The sequence below is a fragment of the Pedobacter sp. HMWF019 genome (assembly GCF_003061025.1).
In the GTDB taxonomy this organism is placed as follows: Bacteria; Bacteroidota; Bacteroidia; order Sphingobacteriales; family Sphingobacteriaceae; genus Pedobacter.
In genome coordinates, this window is the sequence record NZ_QAIL01000041.1 from 1 (window position 1) to 20,007 (window position 20,007).

The 20,007-nt window shown below is 42.5% G+C and carries 13 protein-coding genes; 9 read left to right on the forward strand and 4 right to left on the reverse strand.

Annotated elements, in window-relative coordinates:
• Nucleotides 1–565 precede the first annotated feature (565 nt).
• From DBR11_RS02875 to DBR11_RS02900, 6 genes are all read left to right on the forward strand, one after another.
• Complete coding sequence (locus tag DBR11_RS02875) at nucleotides 566–1,114, forward strand: RNA polymerase sigma-70 factor (protein ID WP_108550110.1); 549 nt, start codon at nucleotides 566–568, stop codon at nucleotides 1,112–1,114.
• Between the two features lie 107 nt (nucleotides 1,115–1,221).
• Entirely contained in the window at nucleotides 1,222–2,208 is a 987-nt protein-coding gene (locus DBR11_RS02880) for a FecR family protein (RefSeq protein ID WP_108550111.1), read from the forward strand.
• 64 nt (nucleotides 2,209–2,272) lie between these two features.
• Entirely contained in the window at nucleotides 2,273–5,668 is a 3,396-nt protein-coding gene (locus DBR11_RS02885) for a TonB-dependent receptor (RefSeq protein WP_108550112.1), read from the forward strand.
• Between the two features lie 9 nt (nucleotides 5,669–5,677).
• On the forward strand, nucleotides 5,678–7,519 hold the full coding sequence (locus DBR11_RS02890) for a RagB/SusD family nutrient uptake outer membrane protein (protein ID WP_108550113.1): 1,842 nt from the start codon (nucleotides 5,678–5,680) through the stop codon (nucleotides 7,517–7,519).
• 18 nt (nucleotides 7,520–7,537) lie between these two features.
• Nucleotides 7,538–8,518: a discoidin domain-containing protein gene (locus DBR11_RS02895; protein WP_108550114.1), complete on the forward strand. Its 981-nt coding sequence runs from the start codon at nucleotides 7,538–7,540 to the stop codon at nucleotides 8,516–8,518.
• 12 nt (nucleotides 8,519–8,530) lie between these two features.
• Nucleotides 8,531–10,165 carry a discoidin domain-containing protein gene (locus DBR11_RS02900; RefSeq protein WP_108550115.1) on the forward strand — a complete coding sequence of 545 codons (1,635 nt, stop codon included), beginning with the start codon at nucleotides 8,531–8,533 and terminating at the stop codon, nucleotides 10,163–10,165.
• Nucleotides 10,166–10,211: 46 nt separating this feature from the next.
• Here DBR11_RS02900 and DBR11_RS02905 read toward each other — a convergent pair whose 3' ends face one another.
• From DBR11_RS02905 to DBR11_RS02915, 3 genes are all read right to left on the reverse strand, one after another.
• A complete protein-coding gene (locus tag DBR11_RS02905; protein WP_108550116.1) occupies nucleotides 10,212–11,741 on the reverse strand; it encodes an alpha/beta hydrolase-fold protein in 1,530 nt (509 codons plus the stop codon).
• A gap of 185 nt (nucleotides 11,742–11,926) precedes the next feature.
• Nucleotides 11,927–12,766 (reverse strand): hypothetical protein, encoded by an 840-nt coding sequence (locus DBR11_RS02910; RefSeq protein ID WP_108550117.1) that lies wholly within the window; start codon nucleotides 12,764–12,766, stop codon nucleotides 11,927–11,929.
• A gap of 104 nt (nucleotides 12,767–12,870) precedes the next feature.
• Nucleotides 12,871–13,773, reverse strand: coding sequence for an AraC family transcriptional regulator (locus DBR11_RS02915; RefSeq protein WP_108550118.1), 903 nt, complete (start codon nucleotides 13,771–13,773; stop codon nucleotides 12,871–12,873).
• A 118-nt stretch (nucleotides 13,774–13,891) separates the two neighbouring features.
• On the opposite strand from DBR11_RS02915, the gene DBR11_RS02920 reads away from it, so the two are divergent.
• Genes DBR11_RS02920 through DBR11_RS02930 form a run of 3 tightly spaced genes read left to right on the forward strand, consistent with a single transcriptional unit; the run spans nucleotide 13,892 to nucleotide 19,620 of the window.
• Entirely contained in the window at nucleotides 13,892–14,902 is a 1,011-nt protein-coding gene (locus DBR11_RS02920; protein ID WP_108550119.1) for an aldose epimerase family protein, read from the forward strand.
• Nucleotides 14,899–16,248 carry a sugar porter family MFS transporter gene (locus DBR11_RS02925; protein ID WP_108550120.1) on the forward strand — a complete coding sequence of 450 codons (1,350 nt, stop codon included), beginning with the start codon at nucleotides 14,899–14,901 and terminating at the stop codon, nucleotides 16,246–16,248. Before DBR11_RS02920 ends, DBR11_RS02925 begins: the two co-directional genes overlap by 4 nt.
• Before the next feature lie 51 nt (nucleotides 16,249–16,299).
• Nucleotides 16,300–19,620, forward strand: coding sequence for a DUF5107 domain-containing protein (locus DBR11_RS02930; protein WP_108550121.1), 3,321 nt, complete (start codon nucleotides 16,300–16,302; stop codon nucleotides 19,618–19,620).
• Here the strand turns inward: DBR11_RS02930 and DBR11_RS02935 are convergent, their stop codons facing one another.
• On the reverse strand, nucleotides 19,621–19,896 hold the full coding sequence (locus DBR11_RS02935) for a sigma-70 family RNA polymerase sigma factor (protein WP_233260621.1): 276 nt from the start codon (nucleotides 19,894–19,896) through the stop codon (nucleotides 19,621–19,623). It abuts the gene before it with no gap.
• Nucleotides 19,897–20,007 lie beyond the last annotated feature (111 nt).

Genomic DNA, 20,007 nt, shown 5'->3' on the forward strand with positions numbered 1-20,007 from the left:
TTTTCATCTCAATTACTGTATGTTTAAGTTAAGTAATTGCCCCGATTTTTTCGACTTTTCAGCGGTCCGGTTTTTCGGGGGGAGGTCAATTATTAATAGATTATAATAAGCATTCATAACTTTAGCCAAATACTCGAAATCCGGTCTGCACCCAAGAAAATATGTTTTCAAGATCGAACATCAGGGCCTGAAGCTCTTCGCGGAAGGTCCAGAGAGATCTGAAAACATATTTTCGCTCCCCATTACTCTAAATAAGATTTAACGCAAACGTTTGTCTGAACAACCCGAACTTCCTTATTTTTTCGTAGAACGCCCCAATCCAATCCCCCATTTCCAACCCAAAATCAAAAACCCACCCAATTCCAGCAACAAACCCAAACCAAAAGCCACAAAACTCCTAACATCAGAATCTTTAAACCATAAAAAATTCTCTTTTAGACAACACAAACCCAATTTCCGCCTCACCCCATAACACTTACTCAAACGTTTGTGCTTAATCTTTTCATTTTATTTTTGGATTCAGTGGCTAGTTTAGTTTTCAATCGGGCTAACCTAAAACCAACTGATGATGGATACCAAACATCTAACCGAAACAGATGTGCACGATCTTTTTATCGCACACTACTCCAAATTGGTTCACTATGCAGCAAAGTTTGTTTCTCAAGAGCAAGCCAAAGACTTAGTACAAGACGTATTCCTACAGTTGCTAAAAAAATGCGGCACCCTAACCATTGCCGGAAAGCTGGAACATTACGTATACAAAGCCATCAAGAACAAATACCTCGACTACGTTAAATCACAAAACGTACACGGAAAATATGTAGATCAGATCCTTCGCCTCAATTTAGACGAACTCAGCTATTACGATCCCTCAAACCATCAGAGTTTACTATTAAATGAAGATGAAGCCGCCCTATTTCAAGCACTGGAGAGCCTGCCAGATAAATGCCGTGAAATTCTTATCTCAAAATTCATTTACGGCAAAAAAACCATTCAAATCTCCGAAGAGTTTAACATCTCTCCACGAACAGTGGAAACCCATGTGTACAAAGGGATGAAGCAGTTAAAGCTTGCCCTGCGCAATGTCAGCATGCTTTTCAACTTCCTCCTGTAAAAAACCAATATCGTTCTGCACCGTTCCAGGTGATCAAAAAATTTTTTTTTCTCCGATCAGTACGTAGTTTTTAAAAGCTCATCGTCTTCCTGGTATAAAACACACAAATGAAACAGGACGAAGCAACATACACACTCATACTAAAATACATTGAAGGAAAGGCCAGTGAGGAAGAAACGGCTGAATTTCTGCAATGGATAGATCAGAGCCCGGAAAATAAAATCCTGTATTTTAAAATCAAAGATGCGGCAGAAGCCCTCTCGAAAAACGAAAGTCAGGTATCGGCCAATCCACAAGTATGGGCAAGCATCACCGAAAAATACAACAGAGAAGAAAAAACAGATAAAAAAGGGATAAAATTTCCAAAACTATGGAGGTATGCCGCTGCAGTAATACTCCTGGCCGGTGCAGCCCTGTTGTATTCCAGGCATGACAACTCAACATGGATCACCATTCAGGTGGCGAAGAATGAGGCCATGAAAAAGGTGCTCCTGCCCGATCATTCGCAGGTCTGGCTAAAACCGGGAAGTTCCATTCATTACCCCTCAAACTTTGAACAGGTAAGCCGGATCATCGATTTAAAGGGCGATGGCTTTTTTGAGGTTGCCAAGCAATTGGATAGCCATGGAAACAGGAAATCTTTTACCATAAAAACGGCTGCATTGAGCATCAGCGTATTAGGAACCTCCTTTAATGTACAGCAGCACGGAGAGGAAGAAGGTGTTGTAGTTAACACGGGAGTAGTCAGGGTAGAAACTAAGAACCAGGTAACCACCCTACATCCGGGCAACAGGGTTTTGCTTAAAAACAAACAGCTAATCCCTTCAAACGTGAATGCCAGCCTCTATAAGGGCTGGATGACTGGAAACTATGAATTTAACAACACCAGTATTGAAGAAATACGGGAATTACTGGAGCTGACCTATAACGTTACCGTAAAAATTGACCAGCCCGAACAATTTAAAAATATCCGCCTCTCGGGCAGAGTGGTGGCCAAAACAGAGCAGGAATTCCTGGAACTGCTCAAACCAATGTTATCCGCCTCTATTGTAAAACAGCAAAATACCATTACCATAAAACCGAACCGCCTATGATGAAACGCATGAATTAAAAAAACGCTTTCCGACAAACAAAAAAAATCCAACCAAAACCAACTAAATGAAGATAAGACCTTTACTCTTTGTAACAGGAATGGTATTCCTATGGCTAAACAACAGCTATGCAGGTAGTCCATTCCAGAAAATGCCGGCATTGGCAGACGGCAACTATGCCCACCAGTCTGCTCCGGCGAAGAAAAATCACCCGGTACGTTTAATCTTTAAAGATGCAGTAGAAGTACTGTTCAATAAATATCAGATGAATGTGGTGAGCAACCAACCTGAAGTAAACAGCCTGCAGATCGATGCAGCCCTGTTGAACATGCCAAAAGACCAGATCGAAACGGCCATCAGGAATTTTTTATTAAAATCGAATTATGAATTCAGAAAAGTTTCTGCAAATCAATTCATGATTTCAAAAAAGGAAACGGTAAAACCTATCCAGGAAAAAGAAAAAAGGTTTTATAAAGTATCCGGCATGGTGAAAGATGAGCTTTCAAAACCAATACCAGGTGTATCTGTACACGTGGCCGGCACCAGTAAAACAACAGCGACCAACGAAAATGGTAAATACTCTATTGATGTAGAACCGACCGACAATTTAGAATTTTCTTTTATTGGTTACAAGAAACAATCCGTTCCGGTAAGAAACAAGGTTGACATCAATATTACCCTGGAACCCGAGGATGGAAGTTTGCAGGAAATTGCGATCGTTGCCTATGGAAAACAGAAGAAAACCAGTCTTGTGGGTGCGCAGGTAACCATAAAGCCCGAGGAATTAAAACTTCCTGTCCGGGATCTTTCCTCCGCCATTGCCGGCCGTATGGCGGGTGTGGTAGCCTATACCAGAAGTGGAGCTCCAGGAGCCGATGCAACTTCCATTTTTATCAGGGGTATCGGAACATTTGCTTCCAGCCCGCAAGCCCCCCTTTTAGTGGTAGACGGTGTGCCAGACCGGAGCATCAACAACATCGACCCGGAAGATGTGGAAAGTTTTACGATCTTAAAAGACGCGGCCTCAACGGCCATTTATGGTACGCGTGGTGCCAATGGTGTCATCATCATCAATACCAAAAAAGGTAAAGCCGGCAAACCTCAAATTAACGCTGAGCTGAACCAGGCCATCAATAAATTTACAGATCTGCCTAAATTCATTGACGGACCCAATTTTATGCAGCTGTATAATGAAGGCTTAACCATGCGTGGAAGAACCCCGCTGTACACCCAGACACAGATCGATAAAACAGCAAGTGGAGTCGATCCGGATTTATACCCTAATGTAAATTGGTACGATGTTTTATTCAATAAATATGGACAGAACAAACGTGCAACACTAAACGTGAACGGCGGCTCCGAGAGTTCCACCTATTACATTTCCGTGGGTTATTTTGGAGAAACAGGTTTATTTAAAACAGATAATATCCAGAGCTACGATGCCAAATTATCTTATGACAGATTCAATTTTACCAGTAATGTGGATGTCAATGTAACCAAAACCACCAAACTGGCTTTGGGAATTAACGGCTATGTGGGCACCAGGAACCAGCCCAATTACGGCACCGACGAAATTTTTGCGCTCGCAACCGCATCCGCTCCACACGTTATACCTGCGCGTTATTCCAACGGACAATGGCCGCAGCTGGCGGGTACTTTATTTAGCCCTTATATGGCGCTTACCCAATCAGGTATTACCAATAATTCGACCAGTACGATCCGTTCCAACATAAAAGCAACGCAAGATTTAAGCATGATTGTAAAAGGCTTAAACTTTTCCACCATGTTTGCTTTTGACTTAAACAATTACATCAATTACACCCGCGCCCGCGTATTGCAAACCTATTGGGCAACCGGACGCGATGCCAATGGAAATTTAATCACTCAGATCACCTCTCCTGGCACAAACGATCTGGCTTTCGGCACATCGCGGTATGGGGATAAAAGGTTTTATACAGAAAGTTCCTTAAACTACTCTAATAAATTTGGCGATCATGATATTGGCGGATTGTTATTATTTAACCAGTCAAACTATACAGATGCGACAGCCAATGTTGAAAATTACGGCTACAAAGCAGCCATTCCCTACCGTCAGCGAAATTTTAACGGCCGGGTAAGTTATGGCTATAAAGACAGGTATTTTGCCGAGGTGAGTGCCTCTTATTCGGGCTCTGATGCCTTTATTCCCAGCAGAAGATATGGATTTTTCCCTGCCATAGGCGCAGGCTGGATTGTCTCCAATGAAAAATGGTTTGAGCCGCTTAAAGACGTAGTTTCTTATTTTAAACTCCGCTACAGTTATGGTGCATCCGGAAACGCAGCGGTGAACAACGCCAATTTTAGATTCCTTTACCTCACCACCTTAGGTTCTTCAGGATCTTATTCTTTTGGTGAACCGGGATCCATACAAAGCGGAACCGGCTATAACGAATCGCGTATCGGCGGAGATGTTAAATGGGAAAGTTCTTACCGCAACAACCTGGGTATAGAATTGAACTTTTTAAAGAACGATTTACAATTAATCGTCGAGCTGTTCAAAGAAAGACGTGAAGGCATACTGTTACCTAACTATGTTATCCCTTATAACTCCGGTTTTACCATCGGCAATATCCCCTACAACAACATCGGTAAAACGAACAACAAGGGGATCGATCTTACCCTGAATTATACCAAGAACTTTAGAAACGAGAGCTTTTTTAGTTTTAGGGGAACCTTTAACTACAACAAAAACCTTGCACTTTATGATGGTCAACCGCCTTGGAGATATGATTATCTCAACCGTATCGGGCAGCCCATCAGCCAAAGATTTGGATATATTGCCATGGGTTTATTCAAAAGTCAGGATGAAATCGATAACGCCGCGGTGCAGGCGGGAGATGTCAGAGTGGGAGACATCCGCTATAAAGACTTAAATGGCGATGGCATCATCAACAGTAATGACCAAACCGCTATTGGTTATGGCGCTACACCACGCATTATTTACGGATTAAACTTTGGCGGCGGTTTTAAGGGCTTCGATATTGCCTTGTTTTTTCAAGGAGCAGCCTTAGTTGATTTCAATTATGCAAGTGGTTTTGGTACCACCCCATTCTCTCAGGGCTCCAGCTATGGCAACATGTATACGCAGATACTGGATAGATGGACGCCCGACAATCCAAATCCAAGACCTTTTTATCCGCGTTTATCGACCAATCAGGATGCCACTACAAATTACTATACCAGCACCTGGTGGATCCAGAGAGCCGATTATCTTCGTTTGAAAAGTGCGGAGCTTGGTTATACGCTCAAAGGAGAATGGATGAAGAAAGCAGCCATTAAGAAAATCAGGATTTTCACGAACGGAACCAATCTGCTTACATTTTCGAAGTGGAAGTTCTGGGATCCGGAACTTGGCGATGGCCGGGGCGCTACTTATCCCAACATCACCACTTACAATTTAGGTCTACGTGTTAATTTTCAATAGTAAGAAATCATGAAAACGATTAAGATAAAACTAACGGTACTGACTGCATTATGCCTGGTGCTTCTGCTTCCAACCAGTTGTAAAAAAGGCTTTTTTGATGCTGTTCCTGATAACCTGGTTACCGTTGACGGGGTATTTCAAAACAGGGCACAAACAGAAAAATGGTTAACCGGTTTATATGCATCCATTCCAGACCCCTGGGATATGCCCTATAATTATACCAGCGCAATTACCTGCGATGAAATGGATGCCAGCAACTGGACCAACCCCGCTTTAAACAGTGGTGCGATCAATGCAGATGCAAATCCCTCGGGTCAAAATGCGTATTATGAAAAAATAAGGTTGTGCACCATTTTCTTAGAAAATGTAGACCACAATGAAGAGATAAAAGCATTGGTAAATGGCGCCGACCTGATCAAACAATATAAAGGCGAAGCACAGTTTTTAAGAGCTTATTATTATTGGTTACTCATGAAACAAGTAGGCCCGGTGGTCATCTCACCACTAAAATCAGCCACTCCCGAAGATAATTTTCAAATTCCGAGAAGCTCCTGGGATGAATGCGTGGCCTTTGTTTTGGCTCAGATCACCGAAGCGGAGAATAATTTACCGCTCAACAATTACATCACCGGAAGTACGACCGATCTGGACGTGACAAAAGCTGGCCGCATCAATAAGATCATTGTAGGTGCGGTAAGATCCCAGATTTTATTGTATCATGCCAGTCCTTTGTTTAACGGAAACACAGAATTATCAGACTTTAGAAACCTGGACGGCAAACAACTCTTCAATCAAACTTACAATGCTGCAAGATGGAAAAATGCCGCAGATGCCGCCAAAGCAGCGATTGATCTGGCCGAAGCCAATGGAAAATCCTTGTACAAAGCCACCGATGCCAATCCCTTTAAAGCCGCATTTTTATCCTGCAGGGATCTATTCTGGAATGGCTGGAAAGCAGAAGGTATATGGTTAAGATCTTCTACCGCCATCTCCGGCTCCTGGGAAGCATCAGCAGCCCCACGCTCTACGCAGGGAACCGCTTACAACGGCCTTGGTGTGGTACAAAGCCTGGTAGATGATTTTCGGATGGCCGATGGGTCAAATATCAATTCAAATGCAGCTTATAAAGAAAACACCTACACTTCTACCGCTACCGATTATTATGTAGCAGGCACCAATACGATGTACACCAACCGCGAGCCCCGTTTTTATGCAGATGTGACCTTTAATGGAGCCGTAAACCCAGGGATAGCAAAAACCGGTGCGAATAATGCCAGAGTGGAGTTCTTTAACTCAGGAACATCGGGCAAAGCTGGTGCACCCCGCGACTGGCCGAAAACAGGTTACACCGCCAGAAAAAATATCCATCCAACTTTTAGCATGAGTCCTTCAGTTACAGTAACAAGGCCTGCCATGCTGATCAGACTGGCAGAATTGTACTTGAACTATGCAGAGGCCTTAAATGAGAGCGATCCTGGAAATTCAGATGTATTGAAATACCTGAACTTAGTGCGGAGCAGGGCCGGTTTACCTGCGCTAACCAGCGATTTGGGGCAATCAGATCTACGCACACAAATCAGGCTGGAAAGAAGGATAGAATTGTGTTACGAAGGTGGGCACAGATTTTATGACGTTCGCCGCTGGAAAATCCCAAATCAAGCCGGATCAAATCAAGGCGGGGCTTTTTACGGGATGAATATGGATGCAGGGACCAGCTTATCCGATCCAAATTTCCATGTGCGTACTGTAGCCTTTACCAGAGCCGCATGGCAGCGTAAATTCTATTTCCTTCCTTACGGACAAAATGAGATGGACAGAAACAAACAACTCGTTCAGTTTCCTGGATACTAACCCTTTAATTTAAACTCCATGTATCTTAAAAATATAAAGAACCGCTTTTTAATTTGGCCGGTATTTCTTTTAGCCTTCTCCGCTTGTAAAAAGAATACTTCCTATTCAGAAGAAACAGACTCAAAATTAAATGCAGCAATTTTTGTTGCCAGAGCAAATACAGGCTTGCAGAATTTGAACATCTTCCCTTACTCAGATGATGCCAGAACATTTAAGTTTAATGCGCAATACGGCGCCCTCGGCTTACCCGCTAACGCTATAAATGTAACTTTTGAAGTAGACAATCGTGCTTTTGACAGTTTGAATGTGATCCGGAAAAACAACGGATTGGCTTTATACGAAAAATTCCCCGCCGATGCTTACACGCTGGATAATCTAAATGTGAGTATCCCTCAGGGAGATGTCTCTTCTAATTTTGTAACCTTAAAATATTTCTCCAGAAAATTTGATTCCGCTAAAGATTACCTGCTGCCAATCAGCATCAAAAATGCTTCGGGTTATACGATTAATCCAACAGTAAAAACGGTTTTAATTGTAGCACCCAAACTTGCTGAAACCTTGGCTTCAAAAACCGGCTGGACAGCTACTGCTGACACCGAAGAATTAACGGGCGAAGGCGCGGTGAATGGCAGGGCCGGAGCGGCAATTGATGGCGACATCAGCACTTACTGGCATTCTATGTGGTCGGGTTCTGAACCTCCTTATCCACATTGGCTGATCATTGACATGAAAAAGGAGAATTTTGTTACCCGTGTTGATCTTGCACCCAGACAAAACAACAGCAATGGCTTTATCCGCTTTGATCTCGAGGGCAGCACCGATAATACCAACTGGGTATCCTTAGGAAAGAACCTGAACATGGACCCTGTTGTAAAAACATTTCAACGCTATCCGATAACTCCAGCGTCCTACAGGTACATCAGAATTACCATGCTGGAGGCCAGAACTGCTGCTGCGAAATCGACGCACCTGGCCGAAGTGAACGTCTATAAATACTAAGCAGATATACCTATGAAGAAGATGATTAGTTTATTATTGATGAGCAGTCTGGCAGTTTCCGCTTGTAAAAAGGAAATTGTTCAGTCTGCTCCTAATGCAGTTAAGGCCGAAAGCACAGCCGCAGGACTGTCAGTTTCCGGACCAACACCAGGAACATTTACTTCGGATAAAGCCAGGAACCTGAACCTTGTATATTTTGTGCCAAATGATGTAAGCCCGGTTGCCAATTATCAAAGCCGTTTAAGTGCCTTGATGATCTGGACTCAAGACTGGTACAAAAATCAAATGAGCTTAAATGGCTATTCCAACAAAACTTTTGGAATGTATGTGGATGCCAACAGAACAAACGTCAAAATTATTACGATTTATGGTACTAAAGGCAAAGCGGATTACTCTTACGATACAGGTGCAAATAATGTGAAGAGCGAAGTCAATAGTTATTTTACTGCGCATCCGGAAGATAAAACCAGCGACCACTTCTTAATTATTTTACCCCGCTACCTCATTAAATCTGATGGCAACCCAAGTGGTGGCCCCTTTTTTGGTACGGGTACCTGGTGTTATGCACTGGATTATGAAGAAATGGACGTTGCCAATTTGGGTAAAACAGATGCTTTGGGAAATCGCTTTAGCGTTTGGTTCGGCGGAATGGTACATGAACTTGGACATGGATTAAATTTGCCGCACAATTGCCAGAAGGTTTCTGAAAATAACGATCCAAATAAAGGGATGGCACTCATGTGGGCTGGAAATGGAACTTTAGGTAAGTCTCCTACTTTTTTAACCGCAGCTGATGCAGCCACCTTAAATGCGAATCAGATTTTCAACAACGACAGCAAAACCTATTATGGAACTGTAAACGCCGGCATAACGAAGATTCATGCGCAATATTCCTCTTCTAAACAGGCGATTGTGCTTTCCGGGCGTTTTAAAACGGACACCAAAGTGAACAGCATTTTGTACTATAACGACCCTGATGTGAATAATGAAGGAAAAGGTGTAAACCACGATTATAATGCAGTAACCTGGGAGTCTAAGACCATAGGAACGGATAGTTTTTATGTAGAAATGCCAGTGAGTGAATTTAAGTACAAAGATGGCAATCCCTACGAACTAAGGATCCGCCTGGTGCATGAAAACGGAACAATCAGCCAGAGTTCCTATGATTATGCATTTGTAAATAATATTCCGGTGCTCAGTTTTTCCAGCAGAAATGAACTGAGCAAAGTGGGTTGGCTGGTTGCTTCATTCAGTTCGGAGGAAACCTCGGGTGAAGGGCCGGTTAGTGGCAGGGCGAATGCCGTCATTGATGACAATCCATCTACCTACTGGCACTCCCGCTGGTCTGGAACAGCGGCCTCCTACCCCCATGAAATTGTTATTGACATGGCTGCTCAAAAGACTTTACAAGGGATCAGTTTAACCCAAAGAAGCGGTTTACAGAGAGCGGTTAAAGATTTTGAAATCCTAACGAGTACAAATGGAACAGCCTTTACCTCCGAAGGTAATTTTGTTGCAGCAAACTCCAATGGCCCTCAATATTTTAACTTCACAAGCACGAAATCAGTACGTTATTTTAAGATCATTGCTAAGTCTGCCTATGATGGATTGCAATTTGCATCCCTGGCAGAACTAGGCGCTTTCTAATTGCAGTACCCCCAGAATTCAAATGCTTTTTGGGGGTACTTTATCATTAAGGCTTCTTTCCATACTGTTGTTCAACCGGAATTTGAACCGTGTTTTTCGTGGTCATCGCACTTGGCGCCATATAAGTACAGTTCAATTTAAAATCCGGGTTTTTATGGAAATATTCTATCCGGAACGGATAAAATCCTTTTGACAAGGGCAATATACAAGAGTAATCTCTCTTGGTATAACCCCCATCCCAGGTAACCATTAGCTTATTATCGATATAAAGCTTTGAGCCGGTATCTGCCGTGAAGAAAAACAGGTAATAGCCCTCTTCTTTACTTTCGAACACCCCATCGATAACCAAAGCATAATTATTTTTACGAGGCAGCTTTTCAGGATCAAAATTTTTGTCTGTAATTCCTGTTTTTACCGGTTTTAAGTTTTTCAGATCAGGCATCTGCTCCCAATTGCCCTCATAATACGCGTAGTTAAAGCCTCCTTTTTGCAAATTACCAGGATTGGAACTGGCTGCACGTATCTTCTCTGTCGTAAAAATGCCTTTGGTCAGCTGATCATAGCGGCTCCGGTTGCCAAAGGATTTATAGGTCACTGCCGCAGGCCCGGTTACTTTAATTTCAAAATGGGATTTTGGCGAGGACAAGGTAGGTACCGTTCCGTCAATCGTATAATGCACCTGATTCGTATCGCCTAAAAATATAATCGGAAAAGGTTTGTTTTTCATCACAATACCACTCATCGGATGGATCTGAATATTATTGGTCAGCCCCTCATAAGTAAACCTCAAACCATCATAGCTGCTTTTCATCCGCACAGAACTATGGGTTTCACCTGTATATACATTCAGTTTCCATTTAAGGCTTGCAGGGGCTGCTTTTTTCAAAATCGTTTCCAATGTATCAATTCTCATATCTGTAAGCGCATCCTGCCGTCCGGCTATAAAAAGCGTCCTGTTTTGATCGGACAATGCAGGCAGTTTGTTCACCGCCATTTTAGCTACATAAGAATTGTCCCACCACATGCTGGGATCAACCGCGATATAAGATTTAAAAAGGTTGGGTTCGTTTAATAGCGTATACACCACAAACATCCCGCTGAGAGAATGTCCCCAAAGGGTATTATCCCCATTGGAAGGATAATTTTTATTGACATAAGGAATCAGCTCATTTTTGATAAAGCCCAAAAACTTATTCCCATCTCCGGAGCCCTTCCAGCTGTCTAGATGCGTAGGCGTGAGTTCCTTGTTCCGGTCTATCCCCATCACACTCACAATAATCGTTGACGGCATAAAACCCTCACCTTCCACAAACTTCTGCACGTTTTTGATCAAACCAGTATTCCAGTTGCCCCCGTCCAGCACATACAGAACATCATACTTATCCGCACTACCTGGTTTATAATCCGCAGGCAAAAACACCTGGATCATCCGCTCCTGGTTCAGTATCGTTGAATGTAAAGAATCCAGCTTACCCTTAGGGCCCACATTTAGCACAGTATCCTGCGCACGAACAACAGAAACGAAACAGAGCGCAATAAGGCAAAAAGCGATAAGAAAACGGAAACCTTTCTTCATTTGACCAGGATTTAAATAAGTTCTGAATATAAAACTGTTCTGACTATAAACAAGTAGCAGCTAAATTTATATCCGCCCATATGACACCGCATTACCACGTTATGTTACACGCTATCAACATAACGTCAAAACAACTCAATTCATCAAATGAAGAAAGAAGATTCTAATAGCTCTATATAGTTACCTCATAAAGAAAACCTCTTATCACCAACCGGAATCCGGATAAAAAGAACTTTAAACATCTGGCCAACAATTTCGTCAGATAGTTCCAATTGACCAGAAAGAAACAGGTTTATCTGCTCTTCACCCCCATCTATAGCAGGTAAATCTGTAGGCTTCATTTTAAACATCTCCAGCCTGCCTTTAACGATTTCAAAATTATGGAGCACAGGAAACTTCAGTTTGTGATTTTCAAATTCCCTGATCAACGGAAGTAAAACCAACAACTCCTCAAATTCAGGGGTACCTGGTTCTGCAGCAAAAATCTCCGATGCCCTGGACAATCCCTCCTCATACTCCTGCTCGTTTTGAAAACCCTCTCCTTTAGGTAATGCAGGCACCTCATAAATAGCGACAGGATCCCGCCTTTTTTCGTTCACCGTTGAAATTCCACCTGCTATAGTCGTAAAGGTAAAGGAATCCATTTCCGGATCCGTATAGGGCGCTGGCGGAGGCACAGCTATCGTCTCCGTAACAGACACTGTTCTGGTTACAGCATTCGGATAGTTTTTCAACACCTGTTTAAACTCACGATCCGCCTCTATTTTACGTTCCGCTTCATCTCCTACCCACTTAATCCTGTAGGTTTTTGTGTCGTAATTCACCAAATGTTTAACCCAATATTCTCCAATCCCAGTCCCAAATTCCCCACCTCCGCAGCCACTAAGGGGCTTTCCCTCATGGTCAAGAGAGTTCCATCTCGCTTGCTGGTATGGGAATTCTTTGAGCCAGGTTAACAAGGGTACTCGAGCTTCAGGGTGTTGTTCTATATAACTGGCTATTTTATTTGTTGCGATCAGATTCATAAGCGTCAATTAAATTATTCCTAATTTATGAAATCAAATCCAGTAAACAGGTATTTATGAACTCTTTGTAAAGAGCCTTAAAACCAACCGTCATTCGTGATTTTTCAAAATGCATGCTCTTGCTTCTTTCTGTAAGCCGTAGGCGATACCCCCATCAAACGGGTAAACATTCTGGTAAAATAATAAGGATCATGAATACCCAACATGATGGCAACATTTTTTACAGGCAGGTCTGTAAACGACAAATACTGGCAGGCATGCTGGATCTTTAAATGATTAAAATACTCTATCGGCGAGTAACCGGTTTTAGCCTTAAATATCGAAGAAAAATGAGAAACCGATAATCTCGAAAACTCAGCAAGTTCAGATAGTGTCACAGAAGTTTGGATCTTCTCTTTCATAAATCCCACACTGCGCTCCACAATGTCCTTTTCGGCTTTATGATCGGGATTAACAAATTTTCTTTCGTACATCAAAGAGGATAAAAAATGAGAAAAGGTCATACTTACATAGCGTAAGGCATCACTGCTGTACCCCATTTCAAGCGTATGATAAATATCATCAAACAAGGCCATCCGCTCTTCGTTATAAGCCAGTTTGGGCTGAAAATTAGCCGCATTTTTTAAGATGAGTTCAACGATATATCCTGCCAGCTCGCCTTTGAAGTGAATCCAATAAATTGTCCATGGTTTATGTTCACTCGCCCCATATCTGTGCGAAGAATTTTTAGGGATCACTACAAATTCCGAAGGGCCTATTTCTATTCTTTCTTTATTTATTTCCACCCAGCCATAGCCTTCCAGGCAATAAATAAGGATGTGTTGCCCTATGCCCGCATTGCGTTCCGCATAGTGAAACCGGGCTTTCGGATAATAACCGATGTCTGTAATGTGCAATTGCCTGGTAATGGCATCACTGTTTAAAAAGTCATTGATAATCTTCTTGGGAAGCACAATAAGCTTCTGGCCATTAAATCCCTCCCTTTTTCTAAAATCATTTGCTTTCATAACACAAACTTATAAGAATCAGAATAAAATCCATCATCTTCATAAAAACGACTATTTTTTTTGAACTGGTTTAGAGATAGGTTTACATTAACCAAGTATCCAGGCATGAACAGGAAATATGATCAACAACAAAATCACGTATAAACACTGGGGGAACCATATCGGAAAAGATGTTTTCCTTTTTAAAATACAGAACGAAAATGGCGCCTTCGTTGAACTTACAAATTATGGAGCCACACTGGTTTCCATTGTAGTTCCCGATGCTTCCGGCAAAATGGGGAATGTCATCTTGGGTTTCGACAGTTTTGAAGCTTATCTGGAAGATCGTTGTTATATCGGTTCTACAATAGGGCGTTTTGCCAACCGACTTGCAAATGCGCGTTTTGCTATCGATGGGAAGGCTTTTAACCTGGAAAAGAATGATGGTGAAAATACAAACCACAGTGGGTCACATGGATTTCATGCCAGAATATTCGATTTTAGTATCCAGAACGATGAACTTCATTTTCATCTGACCAGCCCGGATGGCGAGGGCGGTTATCCCGGCAATTTGAGTTTCGATGTGACTTATTCATTTACGGAAGACAACCAGCTTCAGATTCACTATACTGCAGAAACAGATCAAAAAACCTTTGTCAATTTCACCAATCATGCGTATTTCAATTTAAATAATGGAGCTTCCAAAATATTTGATCATCAGTTAAAAATTGCCTCGAAGACTGTTTTAGACAGTTCAGCAGATTATATTCCAACGGGTCAGATCATTCCTGCAGGCCCTATAACTTTCAATGGCCAAACGATTGGTGATTGTCTGGTTGAAGCCAAGCTGAAGGGTTTCAATACCTTTTATGTGTTTGATCCTTCCAGACAAGGCGATACAGTAGCGGTATTATCACACCCCGGTTCTGGCCGCCGGATGGAAATAAGCACCTCCTATCCCGGGCTGATGCTTTACACAGGTGATTACCTGGAACACTCCTATGAACCTTTTGATGGCTTATGCCTGGAATGCCAGTTTTTTCCGGATAGCCCCAACCATACACAATTTCCCTCCACCATACTTGAGCCGGGAGAACAGTATAAACAATATATTCACCTCAAATTTGACATCCAAGACCAAGCCATATGAGCGAAAAATCCATCACATTTAACAGCCGGTATATTATTGGCATCTCCTTCATATCTGCACTTGGTGGGTATCTGTTCGGATTTGATTTTGCTGTGATTTCTGGCGCCCTACCCTTTTTGCGGCCTCAGTTTATGCTCGATTCCCTATGGGAAGGCTTTCTGACAGGTTCTCTTGCCCTTGGTTGTATTGTGGGTTGCCTGATCGCCGGTAAACTTGCCGACAAATACGGAAGAAGGCCGGGCTTAATGCTTGCCGCAGTCATATTTGCCGTATCCTCTATTGGAATTGCCTTGTCCTTTGGCCTATCCTTTTTTATCATAATGAGGTTTATCGCGGGGATTGGGGTAGGTATGGCTTCTATGTTATGCCCCATGTATATTGCAGAAGTTTCTCCGGCAAAAGTTAGAGGAAGAAATGTAGCAATTAACCAGTTAACCGTAGTGATTGGAATATTGGTGACCAATATGGTCAATTATTTCCTGGCCGATACCGGTCCTGATGCCTGGAGATGGATGTTCGGTCTCGGGGCTATTCCATCCACCATTTTTCTTGTGGGGGTAATTTGGTTACCCGAAAGCCCAAGGTGGCTATTGAAAGATGGTCAGCAGGAAAAAGCCAAACAGGTTTTAAATAAAATTGGTTCGGCCTCTTTTGTAGACACCACCTTAACCGCTATTCATAAATCGCTGGAAGGCAGCCCCAAAAAACAAAATTACAAAGATGTATTTGAGAAAAGTGTACGTCCGGCTGTGGTGGTTGGGGTTATTCTTGCCATATTTCAACAGTTCTGTGGAATCAATGTGGTCTTCAATTATACCTCAACGATATTCGAATCTGTAGGCGCTGATTTAAACCGTCAGCTTTTTGAAACCATTGCTATCGGTGCGGTTAACCTCGTATTCACCTTATTGGCGATGTGGCAGGTAGATAAACTTGGCCGCAGACCTTTGATGCTTTTTGGCTCACTGGGTTTATCTGTGGTCTATATTATATTGGCCTTTCTTCTTCAAAATCATTACCCTGCCGGAATGGTCTCCATTTTCGTATTGCTGGCCATTAGTATGTATGCCATTTCCCTGGCACCGGTAACCTGGGTATTGATCTCTGAGATCTTTCCCAATAAAATCCGGGGTGTAGCTTCATCAGTAGCTATTGTTTCCCTCTGGGGGGCATATTTCATCCTGGTATTTACTTTTCCAATACTGGCAGAAAAACTAGGCGCCTATGGACCCTTCTATCTATATGCAGTGATCTGTTTCCTGGGCTTCCTGTTCATTCAAAAAAGGGTAAAAGAAACCAAAGGCCAGACTCTGGAAGAACTTGAAGACAACCTGATCAGACACTAAAGGCAACAACATCAATACAGAACAATTCTTACACAAATAAGTACACAACGAATGGAACAATTATATGTAAACGTTTGGGAAGAAAAGGTAAGCATACCCACTTATGGCGTTGGCAAACCGGAGAAAAACCCTATGTTTTTTGAGAAACGGATTTATCAGGGCAGCAGTGGTGCGGTGTATCCAAATCCGGTCATTGAAAAGATCTTTGATGAAAAAGCAGACAAGGAATACACAGGTTTGTTCTTAGAAAACGAGTATCTTAAAATTATGATTTTACCTGAGCTAGGCGGACGGATACAAATGGCTTACGATAAGATCAAACAAAGACATTTTATCTATTATAACCAGGTCATTAAACCGGCATTGGTGGGTTTAACAGGCCCATGGATTTCAGGAGGTATAGAGTTCAACTGGCCGCAGCACCACCGGCCAAGTACATTTGATCCGATAGACTACAAAATCGAAGAAAATGCCGACGGCAGCAAGACAGTTTGGGTAAATGAACTGGAGCAAATGTTCCATACCAAAGGTATGGCTGGCTTTACCCTGTATCCAGACAGGGCCTATATTGAGATCAAGGCAAAATTATTTAACAAGTCAAATCTGCCGCAAACTTTTTTATGGTGGGCAAATCCTGCAGTAAAAGTAAACGATGATTATCAATCGGTTTTTCCACCCGATGTAAACGCCGTTTTTGATCATGGTAAACGTGATGTGTCTACCTTTCCAATCGCAACGGGTACCTATTACAAGGTAGATTATGCCCCAGGCACAGACATTTCCAGGTATAAGAACATTCCCGTGCCCACATCCTACATGGCCATCAACTCAGAATATGATTTTGTTGGAGGATACGAACACGACAGCCAGGCTGGATTGCTTCACGTAGCCAATCACCATGTTTCACCAGGTAAAAAACAATGGACATGGGGCCACAGCGACTTCGGCCAGGCCTGGGACAGGAACCTGACCGATGAAGATGGCCCTTACATAGAGTTAATGACAGGTATGTTTACCGACAACCAGCCTGATTTTACCTGGTTAATGCCAAATGAACAAAAGCGGTTTACCCAGTATTTTATGCCTTACAGAGAACTGGGCGTGGTTAAAAATGCCAGCAAAGATATTCTGCTGGCCATTGACAAAAGCGGGGATAAAGTAACGCTTAAACTATATGTTACCTCGGTTCAGCAAGACATTGATATTTCTCTGAGTCATCTTGGGACAAGCTTGTTCAATGAACGGTCAAACCTTGACCCCAAAACGGTTTATCTTAGAGAGATTACCATCGCCCCTTCCATAGAAGAAGCGGAGCTTTTATTGGTCCTGACTTCAAAGCAAGGCAAGGAATTACTCCGGTATGAGCCTGCAAAGAACAAGAAAAATGAAATCCCTGAACCTGCAAAGCCAGCGCTTCTTCCAGAGGAAATAGACAGCAATGAGCAGCTTTTCTTAACCGGCCAACATTTAGAGCAATACCGCCATGCCACCTACAGCCCTGTTCCATACTATGAAAAAGCGATTGAAAGAGATCCTAAAGACATCCGAAGCAACAATGCGCTTGGTTTGTGGTATATAAGAAGGGGTCAGTTTGCCAAAAGCGAGGCTTATTTTAGACGGGCAATTGAAACCAGTACGCAGCGCAATCCTAATCCATACGATAGTGAGCCCCATTATAACCTTGGACTTTGTTTAAAGTATATGGGTAATCTCGAGGAGGCTTATAAATATTTTTATAAATCTACCTGGAGCAATGCCTGGAAAGATACCGGCTACTTTGCCTTGGCCCAGATTGATCTATCCAGAAATGAACTGGAGCTTGCACTGGAACATATTCAGCAGGCCATTGACCATAATGCCAATAACAGCAAGGCTTATGTTTTAAAAACTACTATTCTCCGTAAAAATGGCGATTTTGAACGGGCATTATCAGTGTGTACGGATGCTTTAAAAAGAGATCCTTTTAACCTGGGGATATTGTATGAGCAAACGCTATCGCACCAAAAGTTACACCAGGATACAGAAGCCGCCGCAACATTAACTCAACTTGTAACCCTCTCCCGAGGATCGGCACAGAATTATTTGTCTTATGCCATTGATTATGCCGCAGCGGGTTTATTTACCGAAGCATCGGCATTTTTGGTCCATGCACTTTTAGGAACAAACACCAGCCCACTCGTCTATTATTATCTGGGCTGGTTTAGCCATGAACTTGGGAACCGGGAAGAAGCACAAACCTGGTTCCAGAAAGCCGCAGAAGCAGATTCTTATCTTTGTTTTCCAAACAGACTGGAAGATATTAAGGTACTGAAGCTTGCCATGACCGTCAATCCATTAGATGCAAAAGCCCCCTATTACCTGGGCAATTTGTTTTACGACAAAAGACAATATCAGGAAGCGGTAGCCAATTGGGAGCATTCCATGAAACTGGATGATACTTTTCCAACAGTGATACGAAACCTTGGCATTGCTTATTTTAACAAATTGAACAATCCTGAAAAGGCCCTGCAGTGTTTTGAAAAAGCGTTTGCCCTTGATCCATCAGATGCGCGCATTTTAATGGAACTGGATCAGCTTTACAAAAGACTAAACAGAACTCCGCAAACGCGTCTTCAGTTCTTAACCGCCCATATAGAAGTGGCCAATCAAAGAGATGATCTCTACCTGGAGCGTATTGCCGCGCTTAATTTCTCCGGCGATTATGAGGATGCTTTGTCTTTAATCCTAGTCAGACAGTTTCACCCATGGGAAGGTGGAGAAGGAAAGGTATCCGGACAATACATTTATAGTCTTGTCCAGCTTGCTAAAAAAGCCATTATAGACGGAAACTATGAGCAGGCTATTACTTTCCTCGAACAAGCGCAGCACTACCCTGTTAACCTTGGCGAAGGAAAATTATTCGGTGCACAGGAAAACGATATCTTTTACTGGCTGGGTTGTGCTTACCAGGGCTTGAAACAAACTGATCTTGCAAACAATTATTTCATAAAAGCAACCATAGGCCTAGATGAACCCTCCGCAGCCATGTTCTATAATGACCAGCAGCCTGATCAGATTTTTTACCAGGGTCTGGCATGGATCAAGCTTGGTGAACAGGACAAGGCTGGAAATATCTTCAAAAAATTGATCGCCTACGGAGAAGAACATGGCAATGACGAAGTGAAGGTAGACTACTTTGCGGTGTCCCTACCTAATCTGCTTCTATTTGAAGATGATTTATCCTTAAGAAATAAAGCGCATTGTTATTTCATGCAAGGTTTGGGTTATGTGGGTCTGGAAAAGCCCGCAGAAGCCAAAGACTTTTTATCGAAGGTACTTGAACTGGATGCAGAACATCTGGGCTCAAAAACTCATCTGATGATGTTGGTTTGATTATAATTTAAACCACAGCACCAGGTAAAGCATCAGTCCCAATCTGCTTCTCAAAATTTTCAAAGCTCTTTTGATCTGTGTGCTTACCGTCTGTTCTGATATCCCCAACTGGGCCGCAATTTCTTTGTGGCTCAGATTGGATACCCGGCTCATTAGAAACACTTCCCTCATTTTCTCCGGCAGGCCTGCAATTTCCCTATCAATAACAAACTGTAACTGCTTTTCCCTGATCGGATAGTCTGTGGTACCTTCCCAGTCTTGGGCAAAACGACTCAAAGAAACAAAATACCTGGATTGGACATCTTTATGACCAACAAGGTCCTGAGCCAGATGTTGTACGATTTTATTTAATAATTGTATCTTTGGTAATACAACGAAAGATTTTTG

Excerpts from the sequence above, each read along its gene's own strand:
- DBR11_RS02915 (WP_108550118.1), bottom strand. The coding sequence starts at position 13,773 with ATGAAAGCAAATGATTTTAGAAAAAGGGAGGGATTTAATGGCCAGAAG.
- DBR11_RS02905 (WP_108550116.1), bottom strand. The coding sequence starts at position 11,741 with ATGAAGAAAGGTTTCCGTTTTCTTATCGCTTTTTGCCTTATTGCGCTC.
- DBR11_RS02910 (WP_108550117.1), bottom strand. The coding sequence starts at position 12,766 with ATGAATCTGATCGCAACAAATAAAATAGCCAGTTATATAGAACAACAC.
- DBR11_RS02900 (WP_108550115.1), top strand. The coding sequence starts at position 8,531 with ATGAAGAAGATGATTAGTTTATTATTGATGAGCAGTCTGGCAGTTTCC.
- DBR11_RS02875 (WP_108550110.1), top strand. The coding sequence starts at position 566 with ATGATGGATACCAAACATCTAACCGAAACAGATGTGCACGATCTTTTT.
- DBR11_RS02895 (WP_108550114.1), top strand. The coding sequence starts at position 7,538 with ATGTATCTTAAAAATATAAAGAACCGCTTTTTAATTTGGCCGGTATTT.
- DBR11_RS02920 (WP_108550119.1), top strand. The coding sequence starts at position 13,892 with ATGATCAACAACAAAATCACGTATAAACACTGGGGGAACCATATCGGA.
- DBR11_RS02890 (WP_108550113.1), top strand. The coding sequence starts at position 5,678 with ATGAAAACGATTAAGATAAAACTAACGGTACTGACTGCATTATGCCTG.
- DBR11_RS02880 (WP_108550111.1), top strand. The coding sequence starts at position 1,222 with ATGAAACAGGACGAAGCAACATACACACTCATACTAAAATACATTGAA.
- DBR11_RS02930 (WP_108550121.1), top strand. The coding sequence starts at position 16,300 with ATGGAACAATTATATGTAAACGTTTGGGAAGAAAAGGTAAGCATACCC.
- DBR11_RS02925 (WP_108550120.1), top strand. The coding sequence starts at position 14,899 with ATGAGCGAAAAATCCATCACATTTAACAGCCGGTATATTATTGGCATC.
- DBR11_RS02885 (WP_108550112.1), top strand. The coding sequence starts at position 2,273 with ATGAAGATAAGACCTTTACTCTTTGTAACAGGAATGGTATTCCTATGG.